This window comes from Streptomyces sp. SAI-170 (assembly GCF_049739565.1).
GTDB lineage: Bacteria > Actinomycetota > Actinomycetes > Streptomycetales > Streptomycetaceae > Streptomyces.
The window spans coordinates 3358706-3382108 of the sequence record NZ_JBMGQD010000001.1; the positions used below are offsets into that span (position 1 = coordinate 3358706).

19 protein-coding genes and 1 riboswitch are annotated in these 23403 nt (G+C 71.1%); of the genes, 11 read left to right on the forward strand and 8 right to left on the reverse strand.

The features are described from left to right. Positions 1–102 precede the first annotated feature (102 nt). A complete protein-coding gene (locus tag RKD23_RS14810; RefSeq protein WP_424854114.1) occupies positions 103–966 on the forward strand; it encodes an esterase/lipase family protein in 864 nt (287 codons plus the stop codon). A 284-nt stretch (positions 967–1250) separates the two neighbouring features. After that, on the forward strand, positions 1251–2885 hold the full coding sequence (locus tag RKD23_RS14815; protein WP_424854115.1) for a peptidoglycan DD-metalloendopeptidase family protein: 1635 nt from the start codon (positions 1251–1253) through the stop codon (positions 2883–2885). A 60-nt stretch (positions 2886–2945) separates the two neighbouring features. Here RKD23_RS14815 and pcrA read toward each other — a convergent pair whose 3' ends face one another. Beyond that, positions 2946–5432 carry a DNA helicase PcrA gene (pcrA, locus tag RKD23_RS14820; protein WP_424854116.1) on the reverse strand — a complete coding sequence of 829 codons (2487 nt, stop codon included), beginning with the start codon at positions 5430–5432 and terminating at the stop codon, positions 2946–2948. Positions 5433–5662: 230 nt separating this feature from the next. After that, positions 5663–5826, forward strand: a riboswitch (cyclic di-AMP (ydaO/yuaA leader). Positions 5827–5834: 8 nt separating this feature from the next. On the opposite strand from pcrA, the gene RKD23_RS14825 reads away from it, so the two are divergent. Together RKD23_RS14825 and RKD23_RS14830 are read left to right on the forward strand one after the other, a co-directional pair. Beyond that, positions 5835–7043: an NlpC/P60 family protein gene (locus RKD23_RS14825; protein ID WP_424854117.1), complete on the forward strand. Its 1209-nt coding sequence runs from the start codon at positions 5835–5837 to the stop codon at positions 7041–7043. 129 nt (positions 7044–7172) lie between these two features. Then, on the forward strand, positions 7173–8183 hold the full coding sequence (locus tag RKD23_RS14830; RefSeq protein WP_424854118.1) for a hypothetical protein: 1011 nt from the start codon (positions 7173–7175) through the stop codon (positions 8181–8183). On the opposite strand, the gene RKD23_RS14835 is transcribed toward RKD23_RS14830, so the two are convergent. Continuing rightward, positions 8161–8514: a hypothetical protein gene (locus tag RKD23_RS14835; RefSeq protein ID WP_424854119.1), complete on the reverse strand. Its 354-nt coding sequence runs from the start codon at positions 8512–8514 to the stop codon at positions 8161–8163. The genes RKD23_RS14830 and RKD23_RS14835 overlap by 23 nt on opposite strands. A 449-nt stretch (positions 8515–8963) precedes the next feature. Between RKD23_RS14835 and RKD23_RS14840 the strand changes: the two genes are divergently transcribed. Then, positions 8964–10040 carry an NlpC/P60 family protein gene (locus RKD23_RS14840; RefSeq protein WP_424858241.1) on the forward strand — a complete coding sequence of 359 codons (1077 nt, stop codon included), beginning with the start codon at positions 8964–8966 and terminating at the stop codon, positions 10038–10040. A gap of 69 nt (positions 10041–10109) precedes the next feature. Here RKD23_RS14840 and RKD23_RS14845 read toward each other — a convergent pair whose 3' ends face one another. Then, a complete protein-coding gene (locus RKD23_RS14845; protein WP_424854120.1) occupies positions 10110–10853 on the reverse strand; it encodes a LuxR C-terminal-related transcriptional regulator in 744 nt (247 codons plus the stop codon). Further along, the gene (locus tag RKD23_RS14850) at positions 10850–12142 is read right to left on the reverse strand and encodes a PspC domain-containing protein (protein WP_424854121.1); all 1293 of its coding nucleotides are present in this window, start codon (positions 12140–12142) and stop codon (positions 10850–10852) included. The genes RKD23_RS14845 and RKD23_RS14850 overlap by 4 nt, the downstream gene beginning before the upstream one ends. A gap of 384 nt (positions 12143–12526) precedes the next feature. Between RKD23_RS14850 and RKD23_RS14855 the strand changes: the two genes are divergently transcribed. Both RKD23_RS14855 and RKD23_RS14860 read left to right on the forward strand, forming a co-directional pair. Beyond that, positions 12527–14152, forward strand: coding sequence for a PspC domain-containing protein (locus tag RKD23_RS14855; RefSeq protein WP_424858242.1), 1626 nt, complete (start codon positions 12527–12529; stop codon positions 14150–14152). Continuing rightward, the gene (locus RKD23_RS14860; RefSeq protein WP_424854122.1) at positions 14139–14366 is read left to right on the forward strand and encodes a hypothetical protein; all 228 of its coding nucleotides are present in this window, start codon (positions 14139–14141) and stop codon (positions 14364–14366) included. The genes RKD23_RS14855 and RKD23_RS14860 overlap by 14 nt, the downstream gene beginning before the upstream one ends. Before the next feature lie 340 nt (positions 14367–14706). Here the strand turns inward: RKD23_RS14860 and RKD23_RS14865 are convergent, their stop codons facing one another. Together RKD23_RS14865 and RKD23_RS14870 are read right to left on the reverse strand one after the other, a co-directional pair. Next, positions 14707–15240, reverse strand: coding sequence for a DoxX family protein (locus tag RKD23_RS14865; RefSeq protein ID WP_424854123.1), 534 nt, complete (start codon positions 15238–15240; stop codon positions 14707–14709). Between the two features lie 226 nt (positions 15241–15466). Then, positions 15467–16270 (reverse strand): class II aldolase/adducin family protein, encoded by an 804-nt coding sequence (locus RKD23_RS14870; RefSeq protein ID WP_424854124.1) that lies wholly within the window; start codon positions 16268–16270, stop codon positions 15467–15469. A gap of 191 nt (positions 16271–16461) precedes the next feature. Here RKD23_RS14870 and RKD23_RS14875 point away from each other — a divergent pair, with 191 nt between their 5' ends. Both RKD23_RS14875 and RKD23_RS14880 read left to right on the forward strand, forming a co-directional pair. Continuing rightward, on the forward strand, positions 16462–17088 hold the full coding sequence (locus RKD23_RS14875) for a hypothetical protein (protein WP_424854125.1): 627 nt from the start codon (positions 16462–16464) through the stop codon (positions 17086–17088). 52 nt (positions 17089–17140) lie between these two features. Then, entirely contained in the window at positions 17141–17677 is a 537-nt protein-coding gene (locus RKD23_RS14880) for a pyridoxamine 5'-phosphate oxidase family protein (protein WP_424854126.1), read from the forward strand. A 19-nt stretch (positions 17678–17696) separates the two neighbouring features. On the opposite strand, the gene guaA is transcribed toward RKD23_RS14880, so the two are convergent. Continuing rightward, on the reverse strand, positions 17697–19277 hold the full coding sequence (guaA, locus tag RKD23_RS14885; RefSeq protein ID WP_424854127.1) for a glutamine-hydrolyzing GMP synthase: 1581 nt from the start codon (positions 19275–19277) through the stop codon (positions 17697–17699). A gap of 337 nt (positions 19278–19614) precedes the next feature. Between guaA and RKD23_RS14890 the strand changes: the two genes are divergently transcribed. Together RKD23_RS14890 and RKD23_RS14895 are read left to right on the forward strand one after the other, a co-directional pair. Further along, positions 19615–19896 (forward strand): chorismate mutase, encoded by a 282-nt coding sequence (locus RKD23_RS14890; RefSeq protein WP_404043572.1) that lies wholly within the window; start codon positions 19615–19617, stop codon positions 19894–19896. 594 nt (positions 19897–20490) lie between these two features. Continuing rightward, positions 20491–21429, forward strand: a complete 939-nt coding sequence (locus RKD23_RS14895) for a cell wall protein (protein WP_424854128.1) — start codon at positions 20491–20493, stop codon at positions 21427–21429. A gap of 141 nt (positions 21430–21570) precedes the next feature. Here the strand turns inward: RKD23_RS14895 and RKD23_RS14900 are convergent, their stop codons facing one another. Further along, the gene (locus RKD23_RS14900) at positions 21571–23376 is read right to left on the reverse strand and encodes a GMC oxidoreductase (RefSeq protein WP_424854129.1); all 1806 of its coding nucleotides are present in this window, start codon (positions 23374–23376) and stop codon (positions 21571–21573) included. Positions 23377–23403: the final 27 nt, after the last annotated feature.

Consider the following 23403-nt stretch of genomic DNA (forward strand, 5'->3'; position numbering starts at 1 on the left):
GGGCGCGGCCCGGCCGAACCGGGACGACCGCACCCATCGCGGCTTTCCACGAGGGCACACAGGGGACAGAGCGGTCCTCCGTGCGCCGATGGGAGGTCGGCCGTGAAGGTCACCTGGGACCTGCTGCCTCTTCACTCGGTCTGCCGGCGCCTGCTGCCGGGCAGACTGGCCGACCTGTCCGTGGCCCTGCTGAAGGCGACCGCGCTGGAGGTCGCGATCCTCGCCGGGCATCTGCTCCTCTACCCCTCCGGCATCAGCCAGGAGCGCCGTTCGCCGCCCCCGGCCCCCTCGCCCGACAGCACGGCACGGCTGCCGGCGCAGGACCGCCCGCCCGTGGTGCTGCTGCACGGCTTCATGGACAACCGCTCGGTGTTCCTGGTGCTGCGCCGCGGCCTGACCCAGCACGGCAGGCACCGGATCGAGTCGCTCAACTACTCACCGCTCACCTGCGACATCCGCACCGCCGCGGAGCTGCTCGGCCGGCACATCGAGGAGATCTGCGAGCGCACCGGCAGCCGGCAGGTCGATGTCGTCGGCCACAGCCTCGGCGGGCTGATCGCTCGTTATTACGTGCAGCGGCTGGGCGGCGATCTGCGGGTGCGGACACTGGTCACGCTCGGCACCCCGCACTCGGGCACGCGGGTCGTGCCGCTGGCGGACGCGCACCCGATCGTGCGCCAGATGCGTCCGGGGTCCCCGGTGATCGAGGAGCTGTCCCGGCCGGCACCCGACTGTCGCACGCGGTTCGTCAGCTTCTGGAGCGACCTGGACCATCTGATGGACCCGCTGGAGACCGCCCGGATCGACCACCCCGACCTCAAGGCGCAGAACGTACGGGTGAGCGGAATCGGCCATCTCGCCCTGCCCGTGCACCCCGCCGTCGCGACCGGGATACGTCAGGCCCTGGACAGCACCGACCCCGCGTCCGAGGCGACCACTACCCCCGACGGCCTCACCGTGGCGTGACACGCGGGGCGCAAACCGGCGGACCTTCAGCCGCAACCACCTGTCGACCAGCACGACTTCACCCGTTCGACTGTCGTACGAGCACACGCGGACGCCGTACAAGCACGCCCAGGACGCCGAACGAGCACGCCCGGAACGTCGTACGAGCACACCTCGAAGGCCACTCCCGACCCTCCGAAGCCCCTTCAAAGGATGGCCGGGCGCCGCTCAAGAGCGCCCGAAGATCGAACAATCCTCGAACACAAGGCCAATATCGTGCCCGCAGTCCCCCGAAACACGGCCGAATGCCCGTTTCCTTCGGAGGCGAAACCTGCGGAAGATTGTCGTGCCCGCGTACCGCCGGGTACAGTCACCGCACTGCTCTGGCAGCCCCTGTTGTCGAGGCGAAAGAGAAGTTGGTGAACGACCGTCACCCGTCGGGGACCATGACCACCCCGGCTCCGGCTTCCGACGCCTCCTCGGCGCCCTATGCGTCGTACGGCACCCAGGAAGCCGCGTACGGCGACTTCACCACATACGGCGGCTACGACGCGACCGGTTTTGCGGCCGACGGCCACACCACCGGGACGTACGCCACGGACCCGCTCTTCGGCGAGTTCCCCGCCGACGGCCATGACACCGGCGCCTACGACAGCAGCCAGTGGTCCACCGGCGGCCACCAGACCCTGAACTACGACGTGTACGCGGCCCAGCATCAGGCCGCCTACGACACGGGCGCGTACGACGCCACGGCCTGGGCCACCGACCAGCATCTCCCGCTCGTCCCGCCGCAGGCCACCGCCGCCGACGTCAGTGGCCAGTGGGACGCGAGCGCCTGGCTCCAGCCCGACCAGGCCGGCATCCCCGCGGACCAGACGCAGCAGTGGGACTGGGGCACGCAAGGCTTCGACACCGGCGCCTACGACGCCACGCAGTGGAACACCGACGGCACGGGCCCCGCCGCTCCCGCGACCGGCGAGTACGAGCAGCAGGCCACGGCGACCTTCGAGCAGATCTCCCACGAAGAGCCGACGGCGTACGACGAGCCGGTCTCGTACGACGACTCGGCCTCGTACGAAGAGCCCGCCTCGTACGACGACAACGGCCTGACCGCCACCGGCGAACTGCCCGCCCTGAGCCTCCTGGACGAGCAGGAGGAGGCATCCGCCCCCGCCCCGCGCGCCGCCACGCGCAGCGGGTCCCGCTCCCGTCGCCGTACGCCCGCCAAGCGCTCCGCGCTGCTGACGGTGGCCGTGCCCTCGGCGTGTGTGATGGGGGTCGCCGGGATCGCCGCGGCCTCGGTGGGCACCCTGACCGGCGACGACAAGGACACCACCGCGCAGGCCGCCCCGGACGCGGCTCCGGTGAAACCATCCGCCGCCAACAACAAGTTCAACACCCAGCTGGAGAACCTCACCGCCGAGGCCGACGACTTCGCCGACCGCGCCAGCCGGACGCAGGAGCGCATCGACCTCAAGGCGCAGCAGGAGCTGGAGCGGAAGCGGGCGGCGGAGGAGGCGGCCCGCAAGGAGCGGATGCGCCCCAAGTTCGCGCTGCCGGTCGCCCAGCACGGACTCAGCGCCTACTACGGCCAGTCCGGCGTCAACTGGATGTCCCTGCACACCGGCATCGACTTCCCGGTCTCGTACGGCACTCCGGTGATGGCCGCGACCGACGGCACCGTACGGACGCAGTGGAACAGCGCGTACGGCAACATGATGATCGTGACGGCGATGGACGGTACGGAGACGTGGTACTGCCACCTCTCCAGCTACACGGTCCCCTCCGGTGCGACCGTCAAGGCGGGCGACCAGATCGCCTACTCCGGCAACTCCGGCAACTCCACCGGCCCGCACCTGCACTTCGAGGTGCGTCCGGGCGGCGGTTCGTCGATCGACCCGCTGCCCTGGCTGCGCAGCCACGGCCTGGAGCCGTCGTAGCCGTCGTAGCCTTCAGCGTTGTGAGGCCCCGCCGAACAGGTCGGCGGGGCTTTCGCCTGTCTACAGCTTCTCCACCGGCGCGTACCGCAGCAGCAGCCGCTTGGGCTTGGCCTCGCCGAAGTCGACCGTCGCCTCGGCGTTGGCGCCGGTGCCCTTCACGGCCATGACCGTGCCGAGGCCGAACTGGTCGTGGGTGACGCGGTCGCCGACGGCGAGGGAGACGACCGGCTTCTCCGCCGCCGTACGGCGCGTGGCGAAGCCGGAGGCGCCCGACGCCGAGGAGCGCGAGCGGGAGGAGGACAGCGAGGCGGCGATCCCGGAGGCGGGGCCGGAGGACATCGGCGCGGTGGCGCCGGTTCGCTTCCAGTCCACGTGCTGCGTCGGGATCTCCTCCAGGAAGCGGGAGGGCGGGTTGTACGACGGCTGCCCCCAGGCGCTGCGCAGTGCCGCGCGGGTGAGGTACAGCCGCTCACGCGCGCGCGTGATGCCGACGTAGGCCAGGCGGCGCTCCTCCTCCAGCTCCTTGGTCTGGCCGAGGGCGCGCATGTGCGGGAAGACGCCGTCCTCCATGCCGGTGAGGAAGACGACGGGGAACTCCAGGCCCTTGGCGGTGTGCAGGGTCATCAGGGTGATGACGCCGGAGCCTTCCTCGTCCTCGTCGGGGATCTGGTCGGAGTCGGCGACGAGTGCGACCCGCTCCAGGAAGGCGGCCAGCCCTCCGGCGGCCCCTTCCTCCGACTCCTGCTCGAACTCCAGGGCCACGGCGGCGAGTTCCTGGAGGTTCTCGATGCGGGTCTCGTCCTGCGGGTCGGTGGAGGCCTGGAGCTCGGCGAGGTAGCCGGTGCGTTCGAGGACGGCCTCCAGGATGGTGGCCGGTCCCGCGCCGGACTCGACGATCGTACGGAGTTCCTCCATCAGCGTGTTGAACCGCTTGACGGCGTTCGTGGACCGCGCGGCCATGCCGTACGCCTCGTCGACCCGCTTGAGCGCCTGCGGGAAGCTGATCTTCTCCCGCTGGGAGAGGGCGTCGATCATCGCCTCGGCGCGCTCGCCGATGCCGCGCTTGGGGACGTTGAGGATGCGCCGCAGCGGGACGGAGTCCTCGGGGTTGGCCAGCACCCGGAGGTAGGCCAGGACGTCCCGGACCTCCTTGCGCTCGTAGAAGCGGACGCCGCCGACGACCTTGTAGGGCAGGCCGACGCGGATGAAGACCTCTTCGAAGACGCGGGACTGGGCGTTGGTGCGGTAGAAGACGGCGACGTCGCCGGCCTTCGCTTCGCCCGCGTCCGTGAGGCGGTCTATCTCGTCGGCGACGAACTGCGCCTCGTCGTGCTCGGTGTCGGCGACATAGCCGGTGATGCGCGCGCCGGAGCCCGCGTTGGTCCACAGGTTCTTGGGGCGGCGGGACTCGTTGCGCTCGATGACGGCGTTGGCCGCGGAGAGGATCGTCTGCGTGGAGCGGTAGTTCTGCTCCAGCAGGATCGTCGTCGCGTCCGGGTAGTCCTCCTCGAACTGGAGGATGTTGCGGATGGTCGCGCCGCGGAAGGCGTAGATCGACTGGTCCGCGTCACCGACGACGCACAGCTCGGCGGGCGGCACGTCGTACTCGCTGGGCGGTACATCGACGGGGTGCTCGGTGGTCCCCACCAGCTCGCGCACCAGGGCGTACTGGGCGTGGTTGGTGTCCTGGTACTCGTCGACCAGGACGTGCCGGAAACGGCGGCGGTAGTGCTCGGCGACGTCCGGGAAGGCGCGCAGCAGGTTGACCGTCGTCATGATCAGGTCGTCGAAGTCGAGGGCGTTCGCCTCGCGCAGCCGGGACTGGTAGAGGGCGTAGGCCTGGGCGAGGGTCTTCTCGAAGCCGTCGGAGGCCTGGGCGGCGAAGTCCTCCTCGTCGATCAGCTCGTTCTTGAGGTTGCTGATCTTGGCACTGAAGGACTTGGGCGGGAAGCGCTTGGGGTCGAGGTCCAGGTCGCGGCAGACCAGGGCCATCAGGCGCTTGGAGTCGGCGGCGTCGTAGATCGAGAAGGAGGAGGTGAAGCCGAGCTTCTTGGACTCGCGGCGCAGGATGCGCACGCACGCGCTGTGGAAGGTCATGACCCACATCGCGTTGGCCCGGGGGCCGACGAGCTGCTCGACGCGCTCCTTCATCTCGCCCGCGGCCTTGTTGGTGAAGGTGATCGCGAGGATCTGGCCCGGGTGCACGTTCCGCTCGGCGAGCAGGTGGGCGATGCGGTGGGTGAGCACACGGGTCTTGCCGGAGCCGGCGCCGGCCACGATGAGCAGGGGCGTGCCGGAGTGGACGACGGCGGCGCGCTGGTTCTCGTTCAGCCCCTCCAGCAGCGCTGCCGCGTCCAGGGCCGGGCGCGGGGCGCCGTCGCGGTAGTAGGCGTCCCGGTCCGGGGGCACGTCGAACTTCCCGCCGAACAGATCGTCCGGAAGCTGCTCCGGAGCGTGATCGTCCTCGGGCGGCGGCGGGTGCTCCTCCTCGTGCCCGCGAGGGCTCTGGAGGTCCGCCAGGAAGCTGTCGTCAAAGAGGCTGCTCATCGCTCTCCGAGTCTAGGGGTCGCCACTGACAACCGGTCGCCGTCTCGAGAACTCCGCCGACACCACCCTGCGTGACCCTGTGGGCACGGCCTGCGGCACTTCTGTCCCGCTCACGCCAAGGTCACGAAAATGTATCGGGCATATCACCCGTCAACCTTCACAGGGGCCACACGAGTTGGCTACGGTGCCGGGCAGGCCGTACGACCCCCACCGGCGAACGTCGCCGGGCCGCGCGGCCTCCGCCGAGTCCGGTGCGCCCGCACGCCACCGGAGCCGGGGACCCACCGAACCTGGGGTGAATCGGCCCACTCCCTCGCGGGGAGCGCCGTAGGGCACACCTTCCGAACACGCCCGAACCCGACAGCTAACCCGGTAGGCGGCAGATGGAAGGAGTCGCCACCCTTGGCGTCGCACCGCAAGCCGCGCACCACCGGGACGCGCGTCGCAGGCATACGGACCCCCGCCCTGGCCACCGCGGCCCTCACCTCCGTGGCCCTGCTGTCCCAGACGGCCAACGCCAGCCCCTCGGACGACGACCGGGCGAGCCTGGAAGAGGTCGAGAAGAAGGTCGACGATCTCTACCGGCAGGCGGAGACGGCGACCGAGAAGTACAACGCCGCCAAGGAGCGGACCGCCAAGCAGCGCAAGCGCGTGGACTCCCTCCTCGACGACGTGGCGAAGCGCACCGAGCAGCTGAACGAGGCGCGCGAGCAGCTCGGCTCCTTCGCCGCGGCCCAGTACCGCACCGGCGCGTCCGCGCCCGACACGGCGACCCTCCTGCTCGCGGACACCCCGCAGGACTACTTCGACCAGACCCAGCTGATGGACCGGCTCACCGGCCGCCAGAAGGACGCGGTCGACGACTACATCACCCAGCAGTCCGCGACCATGGAGAAGCGCCGCGAGGCCACCGAGAGCCTGTCGACGCTCACCGACTCGCAGACCGAGCTGAGGACGGCCAAGGCCACCGTCCAGAAGAAGCTCTCCACCGCGCGCGTGCTGCTGTCCCAGCTGACCGCCGAGGAGAAGGCACGGCTCGCGGCGATCGAGGAACGCAAGCGCGAGGAGGCCGCCCGCAAGGCCGCCGAGCTCGCCGCGCAGCAGGCCGCGGAGGAGGAGCGGCAGCGCAAGGCTGCCGAGGCTGCGGCGCAGGAGGAGGCCGCGAGCGGCGACTCGTCCACCTCGACCGGCGGCACCGGCACCTCTGACCCCTCGACGACCCCGACCTCCCCGACCACCGACTCCACCTACGCCGCCAAGGCCGAGAAGGCGCTCGCCTTCTCCCGCGCCCAGATCGGCAAGCCGTACGTCTGGGGCGCGACCGGCCCCGACTCCTACGACTGCTCCGGTCTCACCCAGGCCGCCTGGAAGGCCGCGGGCGTGGACATCCCGCGCGTCACGTACGACCAGGTCAACTCCGGCACGACGGTGCCGTTGTCGGACGCCCAGCCCGGTGACCTCGTCTTCTTCTACGCCGACGTCACCCATGTCGGCATCTACATCGGCAACGGCATGATGATCCACGCCCCGAAGCCGGGCGCGTACGTCCGCGAGGAGTCGATCTACTACGACGGGGAGTCCTCGATCCACAGCGTGGTGCGGCCGGCCTGACCTTCGCCGCTCAGCGAGCTGTCGGTCTTGGGGCGGCGAGCCCGGTGCCGGGCCGCCGCCTCGAGGGCGCGCCACTGGATGGCCCATGCGAACGCGCGGACCCCGTACCCGCTCCCTAGCATCGGCCGCATGCCCGGTACCTCTTCCCTGCGCGCCTGGTGGGCGCAACGCCCGCCCGCCGCCGGGGCCGCCGTGATGGCGACCGGCGTCGTCTCGGTCGGGCTGCACCTGGCCGGGCACGAGGTGCTGTCCCGGATTCTGCTCGCCCTGGCCGGCGCCGCGTGGCTGGGACTGGCCGCGGATTTCGTCGTACGACTGCTGCGGGAGCGGTCGAGGTGGCTGGCCGAGGCCGGGACGCCGGCGGCGCTGACGGCCGTCGCCGCGACCACCGTCCTCGGCACGCGCGTGTCCGCTCTGGGCTGGCAGGCCCTGGCCGGGGCGCTGCTGGCGCTGGCCACGCTGTTGTGGCCGGTGCTGCTGGTGGACGTCATCAAGCACTGGAAGCCGCGTATGCCGGGTGCGGTGTTCCTGGGCTGTGTGGCGACGGAGGGGCTCGCCGTGCTCGGGGCGACGCTCGCGGCGGCGGAGCATGCAGCCTGGCTCGCGCACGCGGCACTGGTGCTGTTCTGGCTGGGGCTCGTCCTCGACGGCTTCACGCTGGCCCGCTTCGAGCCGGCCGAGATGACGCGTGGGGCCGGTGATCAGTGGGTCGCGGGCGGGGCGCTGGCGATCGCGGCGCTCGCCGGCTCCCGGCTGATCGCCGCCGACAGCGCGCGGCTGCGGCTGTGGAACGACGACGCCCACGGTGTCCTGCGCGCGGTCACCGCGGCGGTGCTCGTCCTCGCCGTGGCCTGGTACGCCGTCCTGCTGGTCACCGAGGTGGGGTGGCCGCGCCCCCGCTACGACGTGCGGCGCTGGGCCACCGTCTTCCCGATGGGCATGACGGCGGCGGCGACGCTGTCCTTCGCCGCCGCCGACGATGTGCCGTGGCTGAAGGGGCCGGGGCGGGTGCTGCTGTGGATCGGGGTGGCCGCCTGGCTGGCCGTCGCCGTCGGGGCCGTCCTGAACGCCCGGACCGAGCTGCGCGGTCCGGCGCCCCGGCACCGCGCGGAGCGGGTCAGGTCCAGAGCACCGCGATGAAGATGTTCGCCGTGGTCAGCAGGCCGACCAGGCCGAACATCCCCTTGTCCACCTTCTCCTCGTCCCGCTTCACATAGACGAGCCCCAGGATCACGATCAGCAGGGCCAGCTTCACGCCGATCTTGATGTTGTTCACCGACTGGTCGTCGGCCTGGTTGAGGCCGACCAGGATCACGCCGGTGACCAGCATCGTCAGGGCGCCGTGCAGCATCGCCGGGACGAAGCGGGCGGTGCCCTGCCCCATCGCCTTCATCTGGGTGAGGAAGCCGCCCAGGAGCGAGGCGATGCCGATGATGTGCAGGCCCACGAAGAGATGGATGAGTACGTCCATGAGGCCGGAGCCTAATCAGCGGCCGGACCACCCCCTCACACCGGCCCACCCCCTGCATATATGCGCCCCATAACACCTCGCCCCTCCCACCAGCCCCGGAACCGTCACATCGGTCAGCGCACCCCGAGAAGTCGACCGCCCCGAACCCGGAAGGAGGACAGATACGGTCGCCCACCGGTCCCCTGCCGACACTTCCGTACATCGCGTTACCGAGCCGTCACACACGGGTCTAGCGTCCTCCCCCAGGTGACCGGATTCCCACCGCCGCCCGGGCCAGGGGCGGCAGCCGGGCACCACCGCCGAGAAGGTCCGGCGGCGGTCCGCTCCCCCCTGTGCGGGCGCCGCCGGACGCGCGGGCCGTCCCCGACCCCCGCGCGCCGCTCCCCCTGGCGGCCGTACCCTCCCGCTCGCGGGTCCCGGCGGTCCCAGGAAAGGACGTGCAGGTCCACGTGGCAGCGCACCGCAAGCCCAGACAGCGCCCGGCCGTCGGTGGTACGGCCCGTACGGCGGCCACGCTCGCCCTCGCGGGAGCCGCGACCGCCACCGCCTTCGACGGCACCGGGCAGGCCGCCCCGGATCTGACCCCGGCGCAGGTCAAGGCCAAGGTGAACCAGCTGTATCAGGAGGCCGAGATGGCCACCGAGAAGTACAACGGCGCCAAGGAGAAGGCCGACGCGGCCGAGCAGCGGCTCGAGCAACTGCGCGACGAGGCCGCCCGCAGGGAGGACAGGCTCAACACCGCGCGTGAGGCCCTCGGTTCGATGGCCGCGGCCCAGTACCGCCAGGGCGGCCTCGACCCCGCCCTGAGCCTCGCCCTGTCCGACGACCCCGACGAGTACCTCGACCACGCCGCCTTCGCCGAACGCGCCGGCGACCGCCAGTCCGCCGCCGTGCGCCGGGTGCGCGAGCAGCTCCGCGAGATCGAGCAACTCCGCGGCGCCGCCCGCATCGAACTCACCTCCCTGAAGTCCCGCCAGGCCGAACTCCAGCGCCACCGCCGCACCGTCACCGGCAAGCTCGACGCGGCCCGCCGGCTGCTGTCCCAGCTCACGGCCGAGGAACGCGCCGAGGTCACCGGCCGGAGCGCCACGGCTGAAGCACCCCGCGCCTCACGCGGCGCGACGACCTCCCGCCCCGACCTCCAGGCCCCTTCCCCGACGACCGCCGACGCCCCCGACTCCCGCGCCTCAGCCGCCGTTTCCTACGCCTACAGCAAGCTCGGCAGCCCTTACGTCTGGGGCGCCACCGGCCCGGACGCCTTCGACTGCTCCGGCCTCGTCCAGGCCGCCTACCGCTCCGCCGGTGTCGAGCTGCCCCGCACCACCTACGCCCAGATCGGCGCCGGCCGCCGCGTCTCCCGCTCCGAACTCCTCCCCGGAGACCTGGTCTTCTTCTACTCCGCCATCAGCCATGTCGGCATCTACATCGGCAACGGCCAGATGATCCACGCCCCCAACCCCTCCGCACCGGTCCGCGTGGCTCCCCTGGACGAGATGCCTTTCGCGGGGGCGACGCGGGTGGTGTGAGTGGTGTGAGTCTGGGTGGCTGGCAACTCGCCCGCCAGTAGAGCTAGTTGGCCGGGTGACGGGCTCCGCCTAGACCAACCGGCGCGCAGTCGCCCAGCGCGTCAGCTCGTGACGGTTGGACAGCTGGAGCTTTCTCAGTACGGCCGAGACATGGGACTCGACCGTCTTGACCGAGATGAACAGCTGCTTGGCGATCTCCTTGTACGCATACCCCCGCGCGATCAGCCGCAGCACCTCCCGCTCGCGCTGCGTGAGACGGTCGAGGTCCTCGTCCACCGGCGGCGCGTCGGTGGAGGCGAAGGCGTCGAGCACGAACCCGGCCAGGCGGGGCGAGAAGACCGCGTCGCCCTCCTGCACCCGGAAGATGGAGTCGACCAGATCCGAGCCGGTGATCGTCTTGGTCACATAGCCCCGGGCACCCCCACGGATCACCCCGATGACATCCTCGGCCGCGTCCGACACGGACAGGGCGAGGAAGCGCACAGGCTGCTCGGCGTCCCCCATCAACGGGGCGCACCGGCGCAGCACTTCGACCCCGCCGCCGCCCGGCAGGTGCACGTCCAGCAGGACCACCTCCGGCCGGGTCGCCGTGATGACGGTGACCGCCTGGTCGACGTCCGCCGCCTCACCCACCACCTCCACTCCGGTCTGCGCGGTCTGGCCGATCTCGGCCTGCACGCCGGTGCGGAACATCCGGTGGTCGTCGACGAGGACCACGCGCACACGACGCCCGCCCGCGCCGCCGGACGCTCCCGCGGTCTCGGCCGCCTCCGAGGCTGCCCCCGTGCCGTTCGTCTCGGTCGGATCGCTCATGACGTCTTCTCCGCCCTCTCCATCTCCAGCTCGACCTCCGTGCCGCCGTCCGGCACCGCGCGCAGCCGCGCCGTGCCGCCGTTGCGCTCCATGCGGCCGATGATCGATTCTCTGACGCCCATACGGTCGGCGGGTATCGAGTCGAGATCGAAGCCCGGGCCACGGTCCCTGACGGACACGAAGACCGTCCTGCCCTCGACTTCGGCGTAGACCTGCACGGCGCCGCCCTCGCCACCGTACTTGGCGGCGTTCACCATCGCCTCGCGCGCGGCCTGCATCTGTGCCCCGACCTTGTCGTCGAGCGGGCAGTCCCCGACGACGACCACCTCGATCGGGACACCGTGCTTGTCCTCCACCTCGGCGGCATTGCGCCGCACCGCGTCGGCGAGCGTGGCCGGCTCGTCGGCCTCTTCCTTGCCGGTGCCCTCGGGCTTGTACAGCCAGGTGCGCAGGTCCCGCTCCTGGGCACGGGCGAGGCGACGCACCTCGCTCGCGTTCTCCGCGTTGCGCTGGATCAGGGTCAGGGTGTGCAGCACCGAGTCGTGGACATGGGCCGCGACCTCCGCTCTCTCCTGGGCGCGGATGCGCATCAGGCGTTCCTCGGAGAGGTCCTGCGTCATACGCACCAGGTAAGGGCCGGCGAGCAGCGTTATCCCGACGAGCACCGCGAGCGCGGCCTGGAGGACCGAGCCGAGGTGGGCCGCGGAGCCCTGCAGGACGAATATCCCCGAGACACCGGCCGTGACCAGCAGGACACCGGCCACCGCACGCAGCAAGGTGAGGGTGCGCCGACGACGGCCGACCTCGACCCAGCGGGCCCGGCGGGCGTTGTCCGCCTGCCGCCAGACGAGGGCGACACCCGCTCCGACCAGCACGGTCGGCCAGAGGTAGGCCTTGGCGCCGTTGCCGAGATTCACATTGCCCACGAAGACCATGGCCACGACGACCATGAGGAGCAGGGCGAGAATCTGGCCTCTGTCCGGCTTGCGGGTGACGAGTCTGCGGCGGCCGTCGGGCGCGGTCTCGGTGGTGACGAGGGAGGGCGGCTTCTGGGCCTCGACCCCGCCGACGCCCAGCGGCACGAAGAACCAGAACGCGGCGTAGAGCAAGCCGCCCAGGCCGTCCGCCGTGAACAGGCCGACGAAGACGAGCCGCACCCAGATCACGGGCAGTCCGAGATGCCCGGCGAGCCCCCGCGCGACGCCACCCAGCCAGCGTCCGTCGCTGCTGCGGTAGAGCTTGCGCGGCGGCCGCGGTTCGACGATGGGTGCTGCTGCGGCTTCCGGCATGCCACCGATGTTCACACGGCCGGTGGCGGCGGGGCATCAGGGTCGGCCCCCGAGACGCCCCTGATCTTCGGGCGGCGTGCCCGTCGCACACATCCCTTTCGCCGTCTCAGGGGCGATATCAGGGTCCGGCCAGGGTCATACCGACTGCCGCCGCGGCGGCTCGGCCGTCACCATGGACTCATGACTGATCACCAGCACGCCGCGGACGCCGGGCCCGACACGGGCACCGGGCCCGGCTCGCTGCCCGCGGCCCCCGCGGGTGTGGGCCCGCGCACGCACGCGAGCGCGGGCACGCCCGGGCAGGCGGGCGCGCGGAAGAAGGGGACGGACCCGAGCGACATCGAGCCGAGCCCCGTCGAGGCGGCGGGCGAGCCCGCGGACAGGATGCCCTCCGGTGACCGCGCCGGTGAAGGCAACGGGGCTGGTGGCGGCGACCGGGCCGATAGAGGTCACCGGGCCGATGGAGGTGACCGAGCTGGTGGAGGCGTCGGCACCGGTGCAGACAACCGCACCGATGAAGGCAGCGGCACCGGCGGAAGCAACCCCGCCCACGGCGGCGACCGCGCCGCCGACAGTCATGAGCCCGGTCGGGCCGAACCGAGGAACGACAACGCCTTCGGCCCGCAGCCCGGCTCTCCTGAGTCCCCCGAGTCCCCCAAGTCATCCGAATCCCACGGCTCCCCCGGCGGCGGGCGACCCGGCGAGGGGCAGCCGACCGACGTTCCCGGTACCTCCGAGTCGCCCCGGCGGTTTCGCAGGGAGCGGGGGCACAAGATGCTCGCGGGAGTGTGCTCCGGGCTGGGGCGCCAGTGCGACCTGGACCCGGTGATCTTCCGCATCACCCTCGCCGTGTTGGCCGCCACCGGCGGTATCGGCCTCATCTTCTACGGCTTCGTCTGGCTCTTCGTGCCGTACGACGACGAGGACGAGAACGAGTTCCACAAGCTGCTGACCGGCCGGGTCGACGGCCAGGCCCTCGCTGCGGTGCTGTTCGCGCTGGTGGGCTGCGGGGTCTTCCTGACGATGCTGAACAACGGCGGTGTGCTCACCTTCGCCGTCGTCCTCTCACTGCTGCTCGCGGGCGCGGGGTACTGGTCGCAGCGGCGCGGTGCCCCCGACCACGACCCGCTGGCCGCGCAGGCCGCCGCCGACGCTCCGCCGGAGGCCCAGGCACCGCCGGTGTCCATCTCCTATCCGTCCTGGTGGCGTGACCCCATCGTCAAGGACGGCACGCATGTCGGCGGCACCGGCTATCTGTGGGGCCCGCACGACACCCGCGACCCCGACTTCATGTCCTCCGTCGCCCTCGACCTCGACCACTACCCTCACGCCGGCCAGGCGTCCCGGGCCGCGCGTCCTGAGCCACCCAAGCCGCGCGGCCCGCGCTGGATCGGCGGCTGGGTCTTTCTGCTCGCCCTGCTCGGTGGCGCCCTGACCACCCGGCTGACCTGGGAGGAGCACCCGCTGGGGACCAGCGTGCAGGCAGGGCTGGCCTGCGCGCTGATCGTCCTCGGCCTCGGTATAGCGGTGAGCGCCTTCCTGGGGCGCACCGGCGCCGGGTCGGTGTTCCTCGTGGTCGTCACCGCCGGGCTGCTCGCCGCCGCGTCCGCTCTGCCCAAGGACATCGGCACCGACTGGGTCCGCACGACCTGGCGGCCGGCCACCGTGGCAGACGTCCGGCCGCAGTACGACCTCGGCACCGGCGTCGGCACGCTGGACCTGTCCCGGCTCGACCTGGCCAAGGGCCAACAGGTCAGCGTCGACGCCGAAGTGGGCATGGGCCGGCTGCGGATCGTCGTGCCGCCGGATGTGACCGTGAAGGCCACCATCGAGGTCGGCGTCGGCGACATCCAGCTGCCGGGCGAGGGCAAGCAGGACGTGGACGTTGCGGCCGGCAAGACCAAGGAGACCGTCCTGCCACCGGTGAAAGGCACCAAAGCCGGGGGCACTATCGAACTCGACCTTCAGGTCGGTGTGGGACAAGCGGAGGTGAGCCGTGCTGCGTCATGAGTTCAGGCCGGGAAAGCTGGTGGCCGGGCTCTTCGTCACCGTCGCGGGCGTCGTCTACGCCGGTGACGCGGGCGGCGCCTGGGAGACACCGTGGTTCGCGGTGATACCCCTAGTCGTGGGCGGCCTCTGCCTGGCGGCCGTTGCGGGGTTGGCCGGCCGCGGCATACGGCGGCGCAGGGGAGGAAGGCCCGCGACCGGGACGACGACGCCGTAGCGGAGACTGCTGCCGGTCCCACTCCGGCGGCAGCGGCGCCCGCCGCAGGTCCGGCTCAGGCAGCAGCACCGCCACCCGCCCGACTCGGCCGTAAGCAGGGTTGGGGCGCCCAGGACGACGAAGCCCTGAGCGGGGACCACCGCCGGACCGCTCCATCGGCAACCGCAGCGACCCCCGCCACAGGCCCGGCTCAGAGCAGCAGCCGCCCCCCGCCTGGCTCGGCCGTAGCCACCGTCGGCCCGGCCAGGCAGTCACGACCACCCCACCCCACCATCAGCCACCCCCAGCCTCCTCGAACGTGACTGCACCCCCGCCGCCAGGCGGCCCCGGCCGGTCCACCTCACGAGTAGCCCCCAGCACTCCGTTCCCGGCGTCGATTGCGCAAGGCCGCGTCCAGCGAGAAATAGGGCGCGCCGGCGAGGACTAGGGGCAGCCAGCCCATCAGGTAGGGGAGGTCGTTGCCGTAGTAGTAGGGATCGGAGGCCCAGCTCACCGTCAGCCAGAAGCTGAGGGAGATCAGCGCACCGCCGAGGGCGGCGATGCGGGCGAGGAGGCCGAGCAGGGTACCGATGCCGACGGCCAGCTCGCCGATGGCGATGGCGTAGCCGAAGCCGGCAGGGCTCTTCAGGGCCAGGTCGACCAGTTCGGGAATGGCGGCGGAGTCCCGGACGCCGCGCATCATCGCGCCGATGGAGCCGGAGCCGGAGTCCTTCATGAAGCCGCTGTCGGTGAGTTTGTCCAGGCCGGCGTAGATGAAGGTGACGCCGAGGAAGAGACGCAGAGGAAGGAGCGCGTAGTAGGTGGCGGTGGCACGCCAGTCCCGGCCGCCGCCGGGGTAGGGAGTGTGCGTGTTGGGATGAATACGGTGCGTCATCGCTGCCGGCCGCCTCTCGCCCACGGGACATGACCCCTCGACCGACGATACGTAGGAAATGGAGGTGCTGCTCAGTCCGACGGCACACGGAGTCGGACCAGTTGCGTGACGGGCCGTCGAGAGCATCCCGCACGCTGGGCCCTGGGCGCCCCACCCCTCCCCGACCTCACCCGCACCCCGATCTCACCCAGCCCCGCCCCACCAAGTCAGTTCAGTTCAGCTCAGCTCACGTCAAAAGATCCGGCTCGCTCCGGCTGATGTCCTGCCAAAGTGGCTGGTAGTTGATCCAGGCCACCAGGTCCCCGCCCAACTGCTCCCGCGTGGCGACGGCCATGCGGTGGTCGATGAGGACGGGGCGGCCGGCGGCGCGGGCAGTGAGTTGGACCTGGCTGGAGCGTTCCATGGTGAGGAACCACCAGGCGGCGGCGTCGACCGAGTCGCCGACGGTGAGCAGTCCGTGGTTGCGCAGGACGAGGGCCTTGCCGGAGCCGAGGGCGTCGGCGATGCGGCGGCCTTCCTCGGCGTCGACGGTGACGCCGGTGTAGGCGTCGTAGAGGGCGTGGTCCTCGTAGAAGGCGCAGCTCTCCTGGGTGATGGGGTCGAGGAGTTCGCCGAGCGCGGCGAGGGCGCGGCCGTGCACGGAGTGGCAGTGGGCGACGGCGACGACGTCGGGGCGGGCGGCGTGGACCTGGGCGTGGACGGTGAAGGCGGCCTGGTTGACGTGGAAGCGGCCCTCGACGACCTGGCCGTCGGAGTTGGCGAGGACCAGGTCGCTGACGGTGACGTGCTTGAAGGGCATCCCGAAGGGGTTCACCCAGAAGCAGTCGCTGTACTCGGGGTCGCGGGCGGTGATATGGCCGGACACGCCGTCCTCGAAGCCGAGCCGTCCGAAGAGGCGCAGGGCGCCCGCGAGGCGTTCCTTGCGGTGCAGGCGTTCGTCCTCGACGGAGTCGTGCCTGGGGGGCATGGCGAACCGCAGCCGGTCCGTCGGGAGGGCGGGGGGCGGGGTGGGCCCGGGCGTCCCGTGCATCGAGTCCTCCGGCACTGGGTGGTCGTACGGGCGGAAGGTACCCCCGGTCGGCGCAGGAGGACAGGTCATTGCGCAAAGATGACGTACGCAACAGAGGCACGGCGCACAACCTTCGCGAAGGTTGGCGGGTCTGCCATCCGGAATCAGAAGTGAAGCGCCGATTTTCGGCCATCCGCACGTCAGGAGCTCCCGTGAGCCTCGCCGAGCAGCACATCACCGCCGTCATGCGGCAGGCCGCGTCCCAGGACGTCGTCGAGCTCCACCATCCGTTCGCAAAGGCGCAGACGGTGGCTTCGCTCGCGTACATCGCGGAGGCGTACGGCTTCCGGTACGCCGACGCGCGGGTCGAGGGCGAGAAGAAGACCCTGCACGTCTATCTGGTGCGTGACCACGACGACCGGGCGCGGCAGCGGGCGGCGGCCAACGCGGCGGCGTTCCCGCAGGCCGGAGCGGGCGGCCCGGTGCCCGGCATGCAGCAGGGCACGCTGACCCCGCTGCCCGAGGCGCAGGCGCACGTGGCGGTGCTGACCGCGCTGATCAGGTACGACGCGTTCGGCTCCGCCGTCGACCGGAAGAAGATGCTGAGCATGGCGGTGGCGTCCCCGCTGCTGTTCCTGCTGCTGGCCGTGGTGACCGGCAAGTACCTCGTGCTGCTGCCGCTCGTCGTGCTGCTGCCGACCTTCCTGCTCGGCGCGCTGCGCGTCAACGCGGCCAGGCGCGCCAAGCTGGCAGCCCAGCTCACCGCCGCGGGCTGCATACCGGTGCGGGACCAGCAGGGCCGGGAGCGGTACGTCCGGCCCATCCATCACGGCGTGTGAGGGTCGCACAATCCCGACAGCAGATGTCGGGATTCCGCGCCACACTCGCCGTATGGCAGAAAGCGCGACGCACACAGCGAAGACGAACGCCTCGAAGACGAACGCCTCGAAGAGGACCGCGGCGAACTGGGAGACCTTCCGCACCGCCGAACCCGACCTCGCCGGGACCGTCGAGGAACGGTTCGGTGCCTTCACGCACCACATCCTCGCCACCCTCCGCAAGGACGGCTCGCCCCGCACCACGGGCCTGGAGGTCCGTTTCCTGGGCGGTGAGCTGTGGCTGGGCATGATGCCGGGCTCGCTCAAGGCCCTCGACCTGCTCAGGGACCCCCGCTTCGCGCTTCAGGCGAACCCCGGGGAGGGCCAGTCCATGGGCGGCGGCGACGTACGGATCAGCGGGCGGGCGGTCGAGGTCACCGACGCGGCGACGAAGGCGGCTTACACGAAAGAGGTGGAACCGCCGGAGCCGTTCCACCTCTTCCGCACCGAGTTGACCGAGGTCGTGCGGACCTACGTCGAGGACGACAAGTACCTCGTCGTCCAGGTCTGGAAGCCCGGAGAGCCGGTGCGCACTCTCAAGCGGACCTGAGCCCCTTCACAACAGGGGCTTACTCCCACTCGATGGTGCCCGGCGGCTTCGAGGTCACGTCGAGGACGACCCGGTTGACGTCCCGCACCTCGTTGGTGATGCGGGTGGAGATCTTCGCGAGGACGTCGTACGGCAGACGCGACCAGTCGGCCGTCATGGCGTCCTCGGAGGAGACGGGGCGCAGGACGATCGGGTGGCCGTAGGTGCGGCCGTCGCCCTGGACGCCGACCGAGCGGACGTCCGCGAGCAGGACCACCGGGCACTGCCAGATGTCGCGGTCGAGGCCGGCCGCCGTCAGCTCCTCGCGGGCGATGGCGTCGGCGTCGCGGAGCAGGTCGAGCCGCTCCTTGTTCACCTCGCCGACGATGCGGATGCCGAGGCCGGGGCCCGGGAAGGGCTGGCGCTGGACGATCTCGTCCGGCAGGCCGAGCTCCTGGCCGACCATGCGGACCTCGTCCTTGAACAGCTTGCGCAGCGGCTCGATCAGCTTGAACTCGAGGTCCTCGGGCAGACCGCCGACGTTGTGGTGCGACTTGATGTTCGCGGTGCCGGTGCCGCCGCCGGACTCGACGACGTCCGGGTAGAGGGTGCCCTGGACCAGGAACTCCACGGCCGGACCCTCGTCCGCGATGATGTCCGCCTGCGCCTGCTCGAAGACGCGGATGAACTCGCGGCCGATGATCTTCCGCTTCTCCTCGGGGTCGGAGACACCCTTCAGCGCGGAGAGGAAGCGCTCCTCGGCGTCCACGACGACCAGCTTGACGCCGGTCGCGGCCACGAAGTCCTTCTCGACCTGCTCGGTCTCGCCCTTGCGCATCAGACCGTGGTCGACGTAGACGCAGGTCAGCTGGTCGCCGATGGCGCGCGCGACGAGGGCGGCGGCGACGGCGGAGTCCACACCGCCGGACAGACCGCAGATGGCGCGCTTGTCACCGACGAGGGAGCGGATCGACTCGACCTGCTCCTCGATCACATTGCCCGTGGTCCAGTTGGGCTGCAGGCCCGCACCCCGGTACAGGAAGTGCTCCAGCACCTGCTGGCCGTGCGTGGAGTGCATGACCTCGGGGTGGTACTGGACGCCGTAGAGCCTCTTGTCGTCGTTCTCGAAGGCGGCGACCGGGACGACGTCGGTGGACGCGGTCACGGTGAAGCCCTCCGGAGCGGCGGAGCAGGCGTCGCCGTGCGACATCCACACGTGCTGCTCGTCGGGGGTGCCCTCGAAGAGGGTGGAGGACGTCCGGGAGACGTGCAGGTCGGTACGGCCGTACTCACGGGCGCCGCTGTTGTCGACGGTGCCGCCGAGGACCTGTGCCATCAGCTGGAAGCCGTAGCACATGCCGAAGACGGGAACGCCGGCCTCGAAGATCGCGCGGTCGAGACGGGGGGCGCCCTCCTCGTACACGGACGAGGGGCCGCCGGAGAGGATGATCGCCGCCGGGTTCTTGGCGAGCATCTCGGCGACCGGCATGGTGCTGGGCACGATCTCGCTGTAGACCCGGGCCTCGCGGACTCGACGGGCGATGAGCTGGGCGTACTGCGCGCCGAAGTCGACGACCAGAACGGTGTCGGGGGCGGCGGCAGCGGGGGTCGCAGATGACACGGGTTGCCTTCCGGCGGCTGGGCGGGGGTCTTCTGCTGTCCGATTCTACCGAGGTGGGGGGCGGGAAACCGCCCCCGCTGCCGGCGTACGGCCCGACAGTCGCGCATCTCACCATCCGAACCGGCTTGGACGCCCGGGGCGGGCCCGGCATACTGAAGCCCATGCTCACGCAGACGACCTTCCTCTTTACCTATGGCAACCGGCCCGCCGGCTGCCATGGTCGTGCTGCTTGAGCTACTGACAAGCGACTTCCCAGGCGCCCCGGGCCGACAAGGCCCGGGGCGTCTGTCGTTTCCGGTCCTTGTCGCTCCGGGGCCTCTTCCCCAAGGAGCCCCCTATGACTGCCCTCGACGTGACCGGCGCCCGCACCTCCGAGGCCGCCGACGTGATCACCGGAGCGCGGGAGCGGATCGACGCGCTCGACGACCGGATCATCGGCCTGATCCAGGAACGGGTGGCCGTCTCGGCCGTCATCCAGGAGGCGCGGATCACCTCCGGCGGCCGCCGGGTGAACCTCTCGCGCGAGATGGAGATCCTCGACCACTACCGCGCGGCCCTCGGCAAGCCGGGCACCGCCCTCGCCATGACGCTGCTGGAGCTGTGCCGGGGTCGCATCTGAGTTCGGGCCCCGTCTCACCCGTACGGCGCGTGACCGGCACGCGAATCGCTTCGTTGCTCCGGGTGTCCGCGTCAGCCAGGCGCGGGCCCGAAAGAACCACGCGTGGCTCACTGGGGCGATGAGACGTACGGAACGTGCCGTGCGTCGTGGGACCTCGCTCCAGGGTCGTGACCGGACGGCAGGGGACAGCAGCCCGGTCACCCAAGAGAACGGTCGGCTCCGGGGACGCCCGGGGCCGGCCGGCGGACCCCCCAGTCCCCCTACGGGAAACCCGGCGACTCCCCCTGCGCATCACCCTGCCCCCTTCGACACCTCCTGCGGCACACCACGAACGGCACACCACCAGCGGCGCAACCCCCCGGCGCCGCTGTCCCGGGCACCGACACGGCCCTGACGTCGGTGCCGACCAGAGGAAGGGCCCCGCGGCGCAGCCCCGCGGGGCCCTTCGCCGCGCCGGCGCCCCTCTTCCCCCATGTGACTCAGGCCACATGAAATTTATGAGGGTGCGGGGACAACCATTCACAGGCCTCACTGATCAAACCTGGCACCAAGGGGCACCCCCACCCGTGGCCCGTTCGTGATCTCGAGGTCCTGATGAAGCTTCACCGTGCCGTGGCAGCGGCCGCCGCCACGGCGGTCGTGGCACCGCTCGCCGTGCTGTCCGCCTCCGTCGCGTTCGCCGACCCGTCGACCACGCCGGCCACGAGCGCGAGCGGGACCCCGAGTGCGACGACCGGGACGCCCGGCTCCACCCCGAGCCCGACCCCCACGTCCACCCCGGAGTCGACGCCCACGCCGACGCCGACCGGCTCCGACGAGCCCGAGCCGGAGCCGAGCCAGGTGCCGCCCGGCGAGGACTACCCGTTCTGCGAGGACCTCGACGCGGGCTACGACGACGTCAAGGTGTCCGCGGACATCAAGGGCCTGCCCGGCAAGATCGTCGCCGGCGACGGCGCCCACACCTTCCGCCTCGTCGTCACCAACGACTCCGACGCCCCGATCGAGGACGTCCACCTCTACGCCGAGGTCGAGAACTACGAGGTGGAGGAGTCGCGCTACCTCAGCCCGTACGTCGAGCTGGAGTTCAAGGACGGCGGCCGCTGGACCCGGATCGGTGACGGCGACTGGGCCGGTGACGAGTTCCTGGAGACCACGCTCGCCGCGCACGCCTCCCGGTCGGTCGAGCTGCGCCTGAGCATCGACGCCGAGGCCCCCGCCGGTGACGCCTACTCCTTCGGCTCCGGCGCCTACCTCGACCAGGTCGGCGGCAAGGAGTGCATCGCCGAGGGCTGGGCCCAGTACGACTTCGAGGTGTTGAAGGCCGGCTCCGCCAACCCGAGCCCGGGCCAGGCCACGCCGAGCGACACGGACCACAAGCCGCAGGGCGGCACGGGTTCCACCACGTCCGGCAACCTCGCCACCACCGGCTCCAGCTCCGCGCTCCCCGTCATCGCGCTCGTCGGCGGGTTCGCCGTCGTCGCCGGTGCGGGCGCGGTGATCGCGGTACGGCGACGCAAGGGCGGCAACGCCTGAGCGAACGCCCCGGAGGGCGTCGCACAGACAAAGCCGCACAGACAAAGCCGCACGGGAAAAGCCGCACAGGAAGTCGCACAGAAAAACCAGAGACCACCAGAGGGACCTGCGCTCGGAGGGGGGCGCAGGTCCCTCTGGTTTTCACGCGCCTACTTCTTCGGCGGCACCGTCCTTCTTCGGCGGCACCGCCGGCATCCCCAGGAACGGCAGCCGCAGCGCCCCGAACGCGTCCGCGGGCACGGCCGGCGCCTTCGGCTCGACCGGCTGGAGACGCTCGTACGCCGCTCCCTGCGCGGGACGCGGGTCGGCCTCGCCCTTGTTGGGCCAGAAGGACATCGCCCGCTCGGCCTGCGCGGTGATCGTCAGGGACGGATTCACGCCCAGGTTCGCGGAGACGGCCGCCCCGTCCACGACCGAGATGCCGGGGTGGCCGTACAGCCGGTGGTACGGATCGAGGACGCCGGTCTCGCGGGAGTCGCCGATGGGGCAGCCGCCGAGGAAGTGGGCGGTGAGCGGGGTGCCCATCAGCTCGCCCACGTTGGACCCGGCGAAGCCGTTGATCTCGGCGGCCAGCGCGTTCGCGCCCTCCTGCGCGGCCCGGATCTGCTTGGGGTTGGGCGAGCCGTGGCCCTGGCGGGCGGTCAGCAGGCCCTTGCCGACACCGTCCGGCTTCAGATACGTCGTCAGGGAGTTGTCCAGCGACTGCATCACCAGGCCGATGATGGTCCGCTCCGACCACTTCCGGTTGGACAGCGAGCGCAGCACCAGCACCGGGTGCCGGGCCGCGTTGGCCAGCCAGCCCAGCACCCGGGAGGAGTTCTCGGCGTACGGCACCTGGAGGATCGACAGGCTGCCCATCGAGTTGGAACCCTTGCCGTAGCGGACCGGCTCGATGTGGGTGCTCTCGTCCGGGTGGATGGACGAGGTGATGGCGACCCCGCGGGTGAAGTCGGCGCGTCGCTCGCCTGTGGCCTTGCGGTAGCGCCGGTCGGTGGTCTGGGCGCCCACCAGGGCTTCGGAGTTGGTGCGGGTCAGTTCGCCCAGCCGGTCGGAGAGGTACGGCAGGCGGCCGCTGGCCTTCATGCGGTGCAGCAGGGTCTGGGTGCCGTAGGTGCCGGCGGCGAGGACGACGCGGCGCGCCTTGAACACCCGGCCGGCGCCCTTGCGGCGGTTGTCCGTCGGCATCGTGGTGATCGCGAAGCCGCCCTGGGAGTCCTCCGTCACCGACACGACCGTCGTCATGGGGTGCACCACCGCGCCCGCCTTCTCGGCGAGGTAGAGGTAGTTCTCGTTGAGGGTGTTCTTCGCGCCGTGCCGGCAGCCGGTCATGCACTCGCCGCACTCGGTGCAGGCGTTGCGGGCGGGGCCGGCGCCGCCGAAGTAGGGGTCGTCGGCCTGCCGGCCCGGCTCGGCCTTCGCCTTGCCGTCGGCGTCCTTGCCGTCGCCGAAGAAGACGCCGACCGGGGCCATGTGGAAGGTGTCGCCGACGCCCATGCGCTGCGCGGCCGCCTTCAGATGGACGTCCGACGGGGTCATCGTCGGGTTGAGCCGTACGCCGAGCATGCGCTGCGCCTGGTCGTAGTACGGCTTCAACTCCTCCTGCCAGTCGGTGATGTCCTTCCACTGGGGGTCGTCGAAGAACGGCTTCGGCGGGACGTAGAGGGTGTTGGCGTAGTTGAGGGAGCCGCCGCCGACGCCCGCGCCGGCCAGCACCATGACGTTGCCGAGCAGGTGGATGCGCTGGATGCCGAACAGGCCGAGCTTGGGGGCCCAGAGGTAGTTCTTGATGTCCCAGGAGTTCTTGGGGAGTGTGCCTCGGGTGAAGCGCCTGCCTGCCTCCAGGACGCCTACGGAGTAGCCCTTCTCTGTCAGGCGCAGGGCGGTGACCGAGCCGCCGAATCCTGAGCCGACGACGATGACGTCGTAGTCGTAAGCGTCCTGGGACACGTGCTCTCCTCGTTGAGAACGGGTGGG

Coding starts and splice junctions, on each gene's coding strand:
- RKD23_RS14815 (WP_424854115.1), top strand. CDS start 1,251: ATGCCCGTTTCCTTCGGAGGCGAAACCTGCGGAAGATTGTCGTGCCCG.
- RKD23_RS14845 (WP_424854120.1), bottom strand. CDS start 10,853: ATGAGCGATCCGACCGAGACGAACGGCACGGGGGCAGCCTCGGAGGCG.
- RKD23_RS14850 (WP_424854121.1), bottom strand. CDS start 12,142: ATGCCGGAAGCCGCAGCAGCACCCATCGTCGAACCGCGGCCGCCGCGC.
- RKD23_RS14855 (WP_424858242.1), top strand. CDS start 12,527: ATGCCCTCCGGTGACCGCGCCGGTGAAGGCAACGGGGCTGGTGGCGGC.
- pcrA (WP_424854116.1), bottom strand. CDS start 5,432: ATGAGCAGCCTCTTTGACGACAGCTTCCTGGCGGACCTCCAGAGCCCT.
- RKD23_RS14895 (WP_424854128.1), top strand. CDS start 20,491: ATGAAGCTTCACCGTGCCGTGGCAGCGGCCGCCGCCACGGCGGTCGTG.
- RKD23_RS14865 (WP_424854123.1), bottom strand. CDS start 15,240: ATGACGCACCGTATTCATCCCAACACGCACACTCCCTACCCCGGCGGC.
- RKD23_RS14870 (WP_424854124.1), bottom strand. CDS start 16,270: ATGCACGGGACGCCCGGGCCCACCCCGCCCCCCGCCCTCCCGACGGAC.
- RKD23_RS14835 (WP_424854119.1), bottom strand. CDS start 8,514: ATGGACGTACTCATCCATCTCTTCGTGGGCCTGCACATCATCGGCATC.
- RKD23_RS14890 (WP_404043572.1), top strand. CDS start 19,615: ATGACTGCCCTCGACGTGACCGGCGCCCGCACCTCCGAGGCCGCCGAC.
- RKD23_RS14830 (WP_424854118.1), top strand. CDS start 7,173: ATGCCCGGTACCTCTTCCCTGCGCGCCTGGTGGGCGCAACGCCCGCCC.
- RKD23_RS14880 (WP_424854126.1), top strand. CDS start 17,141: ATGGCAGAAAGCGCGACGCACACAGCGAAGACGAACGCCTCGAAGACG.